Below are 7,036 nucleotides of genomic sequence, written 5' to 3'. Positions count from 1 at the left end.
TTTTTTTATACTCAACAACCCCCCCCTCCCTCTCCTTCCTCCTTTTTTCTTTTTTTTTTTTTTTTTTTTTTTTTCACCCCCCCCCCCCCCCCCCCCCCCCCCCCCCCGCCAGTCATCGGCCCTGTCTTGAAAGAGGGGCGCAGCCTTGGAAAGAGGAGAGATGAATGCGCGGCTTTCTGCTCAACCGGCTCTCACAGAGCCTCATCCTGCTCCTGATCGTCTCGGTCATCGGGTTCCTCGTGCTGAACCTGCTGCCGGGGGGGCCGCTGGCGCAATTCGGGCTCGATCCCGGCATGACGCAGGACGATCTCGAGCGCCTGAAAGAGCAATTGGGGCTGAACCGTCCGCTTTTGGTGCAATATTTCGACTGGGCCTGGCGGCTTCTCCAGGGCGACTGGGGCCACTCCTTCCGCGACGGCTCGCCTGTGCTGGCAGTGATTGGCCGGCACGTTCCTGCGACGCTGCTGCTGATGGGGACGTCCACCGCCATTGCGATCGTCATCGGCACCTGGATCGGCATTCGTGGCGCCACGCACCGCTATTCGCTGTTCGACCATATGGCGACGATCGGAGCCATGGTCGCGCTGTCGATCCCGACCTTCTGGTTCGGGCTCGTCGGCATCTACGTCTTCTCCCTGCAGTTGGGCTGGCTGCCTGCAGGCAACATGTACACGATCGGCGACGGTTCGATCCTGAATTACCTGCATCACCTGATCCTGCCTAGCATCGTGCTGTCGCTGGTGCATGTCGCGATCTGGAGCCGCTACATGCGCACGGCGACGCTCGACGCCATCAGCCAGGATTTCGTCAAGACCGCCCGCGCCAAAGGCCTGAGCGAGCGCCGAGTCATCATGAAGCACGTCGTCGGCAATGCGCTCTTGCCGATGATCACACTGGCCGGGGTCCAGCTTCCCAGCATCCTGACCGGCGCGCTGGTGACGGAGACAGTGTTTACCTGGCCGGGGATGGGTCGACTGTTCCTCGACAGCCTAGGCTACAGCGACTACCCGGTCGTGATGGGACTGCTGATGTTCTCGGCCATTCTCGTCATCCTGGGCAACCTGATCGCAGATATTGCCGTGGCGATCGTCGACCCGCGCATTCGTCTGGGTTGAGCGCGTAACTCACACCCAACAGGAGGCACCCGAAATGACCGCTCTCGTCGCAAATGCAGGACCAAGCCGCTGGTGGCGCAGCCGCACCATGCGTCGCTTCACGGGCCATCATCTGGCGTTGCTGGGGGTGGCGATGATCACCCTTCTGACGCTGGCATGCGTCTTCGGCCCGCATCTCCTGCCCTATGATTCCCTCTACATCGATTTGCGCGCCCGCTTTTCACCGCCGTTGACCGGCTACCACTATCTCGGGACCGATCCTTTGGGGCGTGACGTGGCGGCGCGACTGCTGATGGCGGGGAGGACCTCACTGCTGGTGGCTTTCTCTGCCATGCTGCTGTCGACGCTGATCGGAACGCTCGTCGGCGTGATCGCGGGCTACCGCGGCGGCTGGATCGGCGCAGCGCTGATGCGCACGGTCGATGGCTTCCTGTCATTCCCCTCCATATTCCTGCTGCTTGCCTTGGCCGCGGCACTGAAGCCGAGCCCGGCTATGGTCACCGTGATCGTCGCTGTCACCAGCTGGATGGAGGTCGCTCGAATTGTCGAGGCCGAGGTGCGGTCATTGCGCGAGCGCGAGTTTGTGCTGGCCGGGCGCATGCTGGGGCTTAGCGGCGCGCATATCATGTTCCGCGAGATCCTGCCCAACGCCATGGGCCCGATCATCGTGGCCGCTACTTTGACGGTTGCCCACGCGATCCTTCTGGAAGCCTATATCAGCTTCCTGGGGTATGGCATTCAGCCGCCGCTGCCCAGCTGGGGCAACATGCTCGAGGGCGCCCAGCAGTATCTGGACAGTGCGCCCTGGCTGGCGATTATTCCCGGCGCCGCCATCACCATCGCTGTGACAAGCTTCAATTTCATCGGCGACGGGTTGCGCGATGCGCTCGACGTGCGGGACGACCGTGTCTGACCTCGCCGGCATGGACCGACCCAGCCTCCTGAAACCGCAACGAGAAGTCCCTCACGTGCACGAGCCCAAAGTCGCCAACAAGAGCACACCTTACTGGTGGGAGGCGGCGCCCGTCATGCCGCTGCCGCCGCAGCCCCTGGCGAGGACAGTCGATGTGGCGATCGTCGGCGCCGGTTATGCCGGGGTTTCGGCCGGGCTTGCGCTGGTGCGCGAGGGGCGCTCGGTTGCAGCTTTTGATGCGATGAATCCGGGCGAGGGGGCCTCGTCGCGCAATGGCGGAATTACCAGCGGGAGCATCCGGCTGGACTACGCCACGATCACCCGGCGCTTCGGCGAAGAAAAAGCCATGGCGATCGAGGCCGAGGGCAAGGTCGCGCGCGAATTCCTTTACGATTTCATCAAGTCGGAAAAGCTCGACTGCGACTTTCAACTGGTTGGCCTGTTCAAGGGTGCCATCGGATATGAACAGTACGAGAAGATGGCCCGCGGCGCCGAGGCGTTGGCAAGGAAACTGGGGATCGAATCCTACGCTGTTCCATATGCAAAGCAGCGCGACTACGTCGGCACCGACTTCTATCGCGGCGGCATGGTCAGGATGGACATCGGCGGGCTGCACCCGGCCAAGTTCCACGCGGAGCTCCTGCGGGTGGCGCTCGCTTCGGGACTGGCGGTGCATTCGAACACGCCCGTGACCTCGATTGAAAGGGATGGCTCCGGGTTCCGCGTCGCCACTTCGGCCGGAACGGTGCAGGCGCGCCAGGTGCTGGTCTGCACAAATGGCTACACGGATGACGCCAGTCCCTTCCTGCGCCGTCGGCTGGTTCCGGTTCGCAGCCGGATCATAGCCACCGAGGAACTCGCGCCTGAGGTGATGGCGCGCCTGATGCCGAAGCGGATGATGATGGGCGAGGGCCGCGAGCTTGGCTTCTATTACCGCCCTTCGCCGGACGGCAGACGCATCCTGCTCGGCGGGCGCGACAGCTCGCGTGCAGGCGATCCGGCAGCCCCGACGCTCCGTCTGCGCAACGGGCTGGGCGAAATTTTCCCGGAACTGGAGAACGTTCGTCTTTCGCATAGCTGGTTCGGCAATGTGGCGATGCACCGTGACATGCTGCCCAGGATCTTCGAGAAGGATGGCGTGGTCTATGCCACCGGCTTCTGCGGTTCGGGCGTGGTCTGGGCGCCATGGGTCGGCACACGTGCGGCTCACAAGCTGATGGGGCACGGCGAGCAGGCGCGCACCGCGTTCGACTTTCGGCCGCCTGCCGCCATCCCGCTCTATCGCGGCAATCCGTGGTTCATCCCGGCCGTTATCAAGGGCTACGCCCTGCAGGACCGTATCGCCTGGTGGCGCGCCAGCCGCTGAATGCCGAACGGTCGGCGGTCACTCGACCCTTGCCGAACGATAGCGGCGACAAGGAACAGCATCACATGCACTACATCTCCACGCGCGGCCATCCCGAACGCAGGAAGTTCTGCGAGGTTCTGCTTGAAGGCCTTGCCCCGGATGGCGGCCTCTATGTGCCCGAGGTCTACCCTCGGCTGGATGATGCCACGCTGGATCGGTGGCGGGGCTTGTCCTACCCGGTGCTCGCCTTTGAAATCCTGTCGCTCTACATCGACGATATTCCGCCCGCTGACCTGAAGGCCATCTGTGCAAAGACCTACAGGCCCGAGGTTTTTGGGACCGCCAGGATCGCGCCCGTGCGAACGCTTGAGAGCGGTCTCCATGTGGCGGAACTGTCGAACGGTCCCACCCTGGCATTCAAGGACATGGCGATGCAGTTGCTCGGCAATTTGCTCGAGTATGAACTGGCGCGGCGGGGTGTGGAGCTGAATATCCTCGGGGCAACCAGTGGCGACACGGGCAGCGCGGCGGAATATGCCATGCGCGGCAAGAAGGGCATCCGCGTCTTCATGATGTCGCCCCACGGACGCATGAGCGCCTTCCAGCAAGCCCAGATGTTCAGCCTGCAGGACAACAACATTCACAACATTGCCATCGAAGGGGTGTTCGACGATTGCCAGGACATCGTGAAAGCCGTGTCCGGCGATGCTGACTTCAAGAGGCGCCACCGGATCGGCGCCGTCAATTCGATCAACTGGGCCCGGCTGGTCGCTCAGGTGGTGTATTACTTCTCTGCCTATTTTCAGGTGACTGAAGAGAATTCGTCAGAGGTCGACTTTGCCGTTCCCTCGGGCAATTTCGGCAACGTCTGCGCCGGTCATGTTGCGCGCATGATGGGACTTCCCATTTCCCGTCTCGTCATTGCGACCAACGAGAACGACGTGCTCGATGAGTTTTTCCGCACTGGGGTGTATCGCGTGCGGGGCCGGGCAGATACCTATGAAACCTCGAGCCCATCCATGGACATTTCCAAGGCCTCCAATCTCGAGCGTTTCGTGTTCGACTTGCTCGGTCGCGACGCCAGCCGGACGAGATCGCTGTTCGACGATCAACTGCGCGAAAGCGGGTCGTTCGATCTCAGCGGGGATCCGGCCTTCGGGAAGGCGGCGGACCATTTTGGTTTCCGCAGCGGGAAGAGCACCCACGCCGACCGGTTGGAAACAATCCGTGACACGTGCCACCGCTTCAACGCGGTGATCGATCCACACACTGCAGACGGCGTGAAGGTCGCGCGCGAGCATTCGGTTTCGGATGTGCCGATGATCGTGCTCGAGACGGCCCTGCCGGTCAAATTTGCGGGGACCATCAGGGAGGCTTTGGGCCGCGAGCCGGATCGTCCGCAACGGTTCGATGGCATAGAGGATTTGCCGAGACGGTTCAAACTGCTTCCCGCCGATGCACAGACCGTGAAGACCTACATCGCCGAAACCCTGCAGGCCGCGGTCTGCTGAAAGGCTGCTTCCGCAACCGGGACCTTTTTCGCCATGGCCGTATATACCGAGCTGTCACCCGACGAAGTCGCAACTTTCTTTCAGGCTCTGGGCCTGGGACAGCCGAATTCCGTTCGCGGCAGCACGAGCGGAATTGAGAACACGAACTACTTTGTGGATACCGAGGCAGGCGAATATGTGCTGACCCTGTTCGAGCGGCTCACATTCGAGCAATTGCCCTTCTACCTTCACCTGATGAAGCACCTTGCGGCGCGGCGAATGCCGGTCCCGGATCCGGTTGCCAACGTCGGAGGCGAAATCCTTCACACGCTGAAAGGCCGGCCTGCCGTGATCGTCAACAGGCTTCCTGGCGAGAGCGTGACGGCGTCGACAGAGTCGCATTGTCGCGCTGTCGGGGAGATCCTGGCGCGAATGCACGTGACCGGGAGCGATTACCCACGGCGGCAGGCCAATCCGCGCGGCCTCGAATGGTGGAACGAGGTGGTGCCGGTGGTCGGCCGCTGCGTATCTGAGGGACAGCGCTCGCTGCTCACGAGCGAACTGGCCTTTCAGAACCAGATCGCCGTGTCCTCCACCTACGAGGAACTCCCAAGCGGGCCGGTGCACGCTGATCTCTTTCGCGACAACGTGTTGTTTGAAGGTGGTCACCTGACCGGCGTCTTCGATTTCTACTTCGCCGGATGCGACACCTTTTTGTTCGATATAGCCGTGTGCCTCAATGACTGGTGCGTCGATAGTGGCACCGGCCGCCAAGACACTAAGCAAGCTGCCGCCTTTCTCGGCGCGTATGAGTCCGTTCGCGCGCTCACTGGACCCGAACGCCTATTGCTTCCTGCGATGCAGCGCGCCGGAGCATTTCGTTTTTGGTTATCGCGTCTCTGGGATCTGTACCAGCCCCGGGAAGCTGCGCTCCTCAAAGCACACGATCCAAGCCACTTCGAGCGCATGTTGCGCGTGCTCCGGGGAGAAGTCGCATGAGCAAGACCGCGAAGATCACCAATGGAAATGGAAGCACGATGGCACCGACTCTCAAAGACCACGTTGGCGAGCTGCTTTCGCAGATCGAGACGGAGGGCCTGTACAAGCGCGAGCGAGTCATCACCTCGCCCCAGTCGTCCGAAATCGAGGTTGGCGGCCGCAAGCTGCTCAATTTCTGCGCCAACAACTATCTCGGCCTCGCCGACAGCGAAGAGCTGCGCGAAGCGGCGAAGGCCGCGCTCGACCGATACGGCTACGGCATGGCCTCGGTTCGCTTCATCTGCGGCACGCAGGAGGAGCACAAGCAGCTCGAGGCAAAGATATCGAGCTTCCTCGGTATGGAGGACACAATCCTCTACGGTTCCTGCTTCGACGCCAATGGCGGTCTGTTCGAGACGCTGCTTTCCGAGGAGGACGCGGTCATTTCCGACGCGCTCAACCACGCCTCGATCATCGACGGCGTCAGGCTCTCCAAAGCAAAACGCTTTCGCTATGCCAACAACGACATGGCGGCGCTCGAGGAGGAATTGAAGAAGGCCGAAGGCAGCCGCTTCAAGCTGATCGCCACCGACGGCGTTTTTTCCATGGACGGCATCATCGCCAATCTGAAGGGCGTCTGCGATCTCGCCGACAAGTACGATGCAATGGTGATGGTCGACGACAGCCATGCAGTCGGCTTCGTCGGCAAGAACGGGCGCGGCTCGGCCGAGCATTGCGGCGTCGAGGGCAGGGTGGACATCATCACCGGCACGCTCGGCAAGGCATTGGGCGGCGCCTCGGGCGGCTACACATCGGGCAAGAGCCAGGTGGTCGACTGGCTGCGCCAACGCTCGCGTCCCTATCTGTTTTCCAACACGCTGATGCCGGCGATCGCCGGCGCCTCGATCCGGGTTTTCGAACTGATCCAAAATGGCGATGCGCTGCGCCAGCGCCTCTATGCCAATGCGGCGCAGTTCCGGTCTGAAATGGGTAAGCTCGGCTTTACGCTGGCCGGCGCCGATCATCCGATCGTTCCGGTCATGCTCGGCGATGCGACGCTGGCGCAGGAGATGGCGGCGCGCATGCTGCAGCGCGGCATCTATGTTATCGGCTTCTCCTTCCCCGTCGTGCCCAAGGGCCAGGCCCGCATCAGGACGCAGATGTCGGCCGCCCATTCCAGCGCCGACATCGA

6 protein-coding genes are annotated in these 7,036 nt (G+C 62.2%); all 6 read left to right on the top strand.

Translation table 11 applies throughout. The features are described from left to right. Positions 1-164 precede the first annotated feature (164 nt). Positions 165-1,115, top strand: a complete 951-nt coding sequence (locus AC0L2R_RS08090) for an ABC transporter permease (protein WP_473508383.1) — start codon at positions 165-167, stop codon at positions 1,113-1,115. A 34-nt stretch (positions 1,116-1,149) separates the two neighbouring features. Beyond that, positions 1,150-2,028: an ABC transporter permease gene (locus AC0L2R_RS08085; RefSeq protein WP_287122243.1), complete on the top strand. Its 879-nt coding sequence runs from the start codon at positions 1,150-1,152 to the stop codon at positions 2,026-2,028. Positions 2,029-2,143: 115 nt separating this feature from the next. Beyond that, positions 2,144-3,394, top strand: coding sequence for an NAD(P)/FAD-dependent oxidoreductase (locus tag AC0L2R_RS08080; RefSeq protein WP_473508628.1), 1,251 nt, complete (start codon positions 2,144-2,146; stop codon positions 3,392-3,394). Further along, complete coding sequence (gene thrC / locus AC0L2R_RS08075) at positions 3,376-4,887, top strand: threonine synthase (RefSeq protein ID WP_473508382.1); 1,512 nt, start codon at positions 3,376-3,378, stop codon at positions 4,885-4,887. The genes AC0L2R_RS08080 and thrC overlap by 19 nt, the downstream gene beginning before the upstream one ends. A gap of 33 nt (positions 4,888-4,920) precedes the next feature. Further along, positions 4,921-5,865, top strand: a complete 945-nt coding sequence (locus AC0L2R_RS08070; protein ID WP_473508381.1) for a homoserine kinase — start codon at positions 4,921-4,923, stop codon at positions 5,863-5,865. A 38-nt stretch (positions 5,866-5,903) separates the two neighbouring features. Continuing rightward, the coding region (locus AC0L2R_RS08065) for a glycine C-acetyltransferase (RefSeq protein WP_473508627.1) at positions 5,904-7,036 on the top strand (1,133 nt) is incomplete at its 3' end.

This window comes from Mesorhizobium sp. WSM4820 (assembly GCF_055811075.1).
Note: the sequence above shows the minus strand (reverse complement) of the source record. Positions and strands in the feature narration are given on the sequence as shown.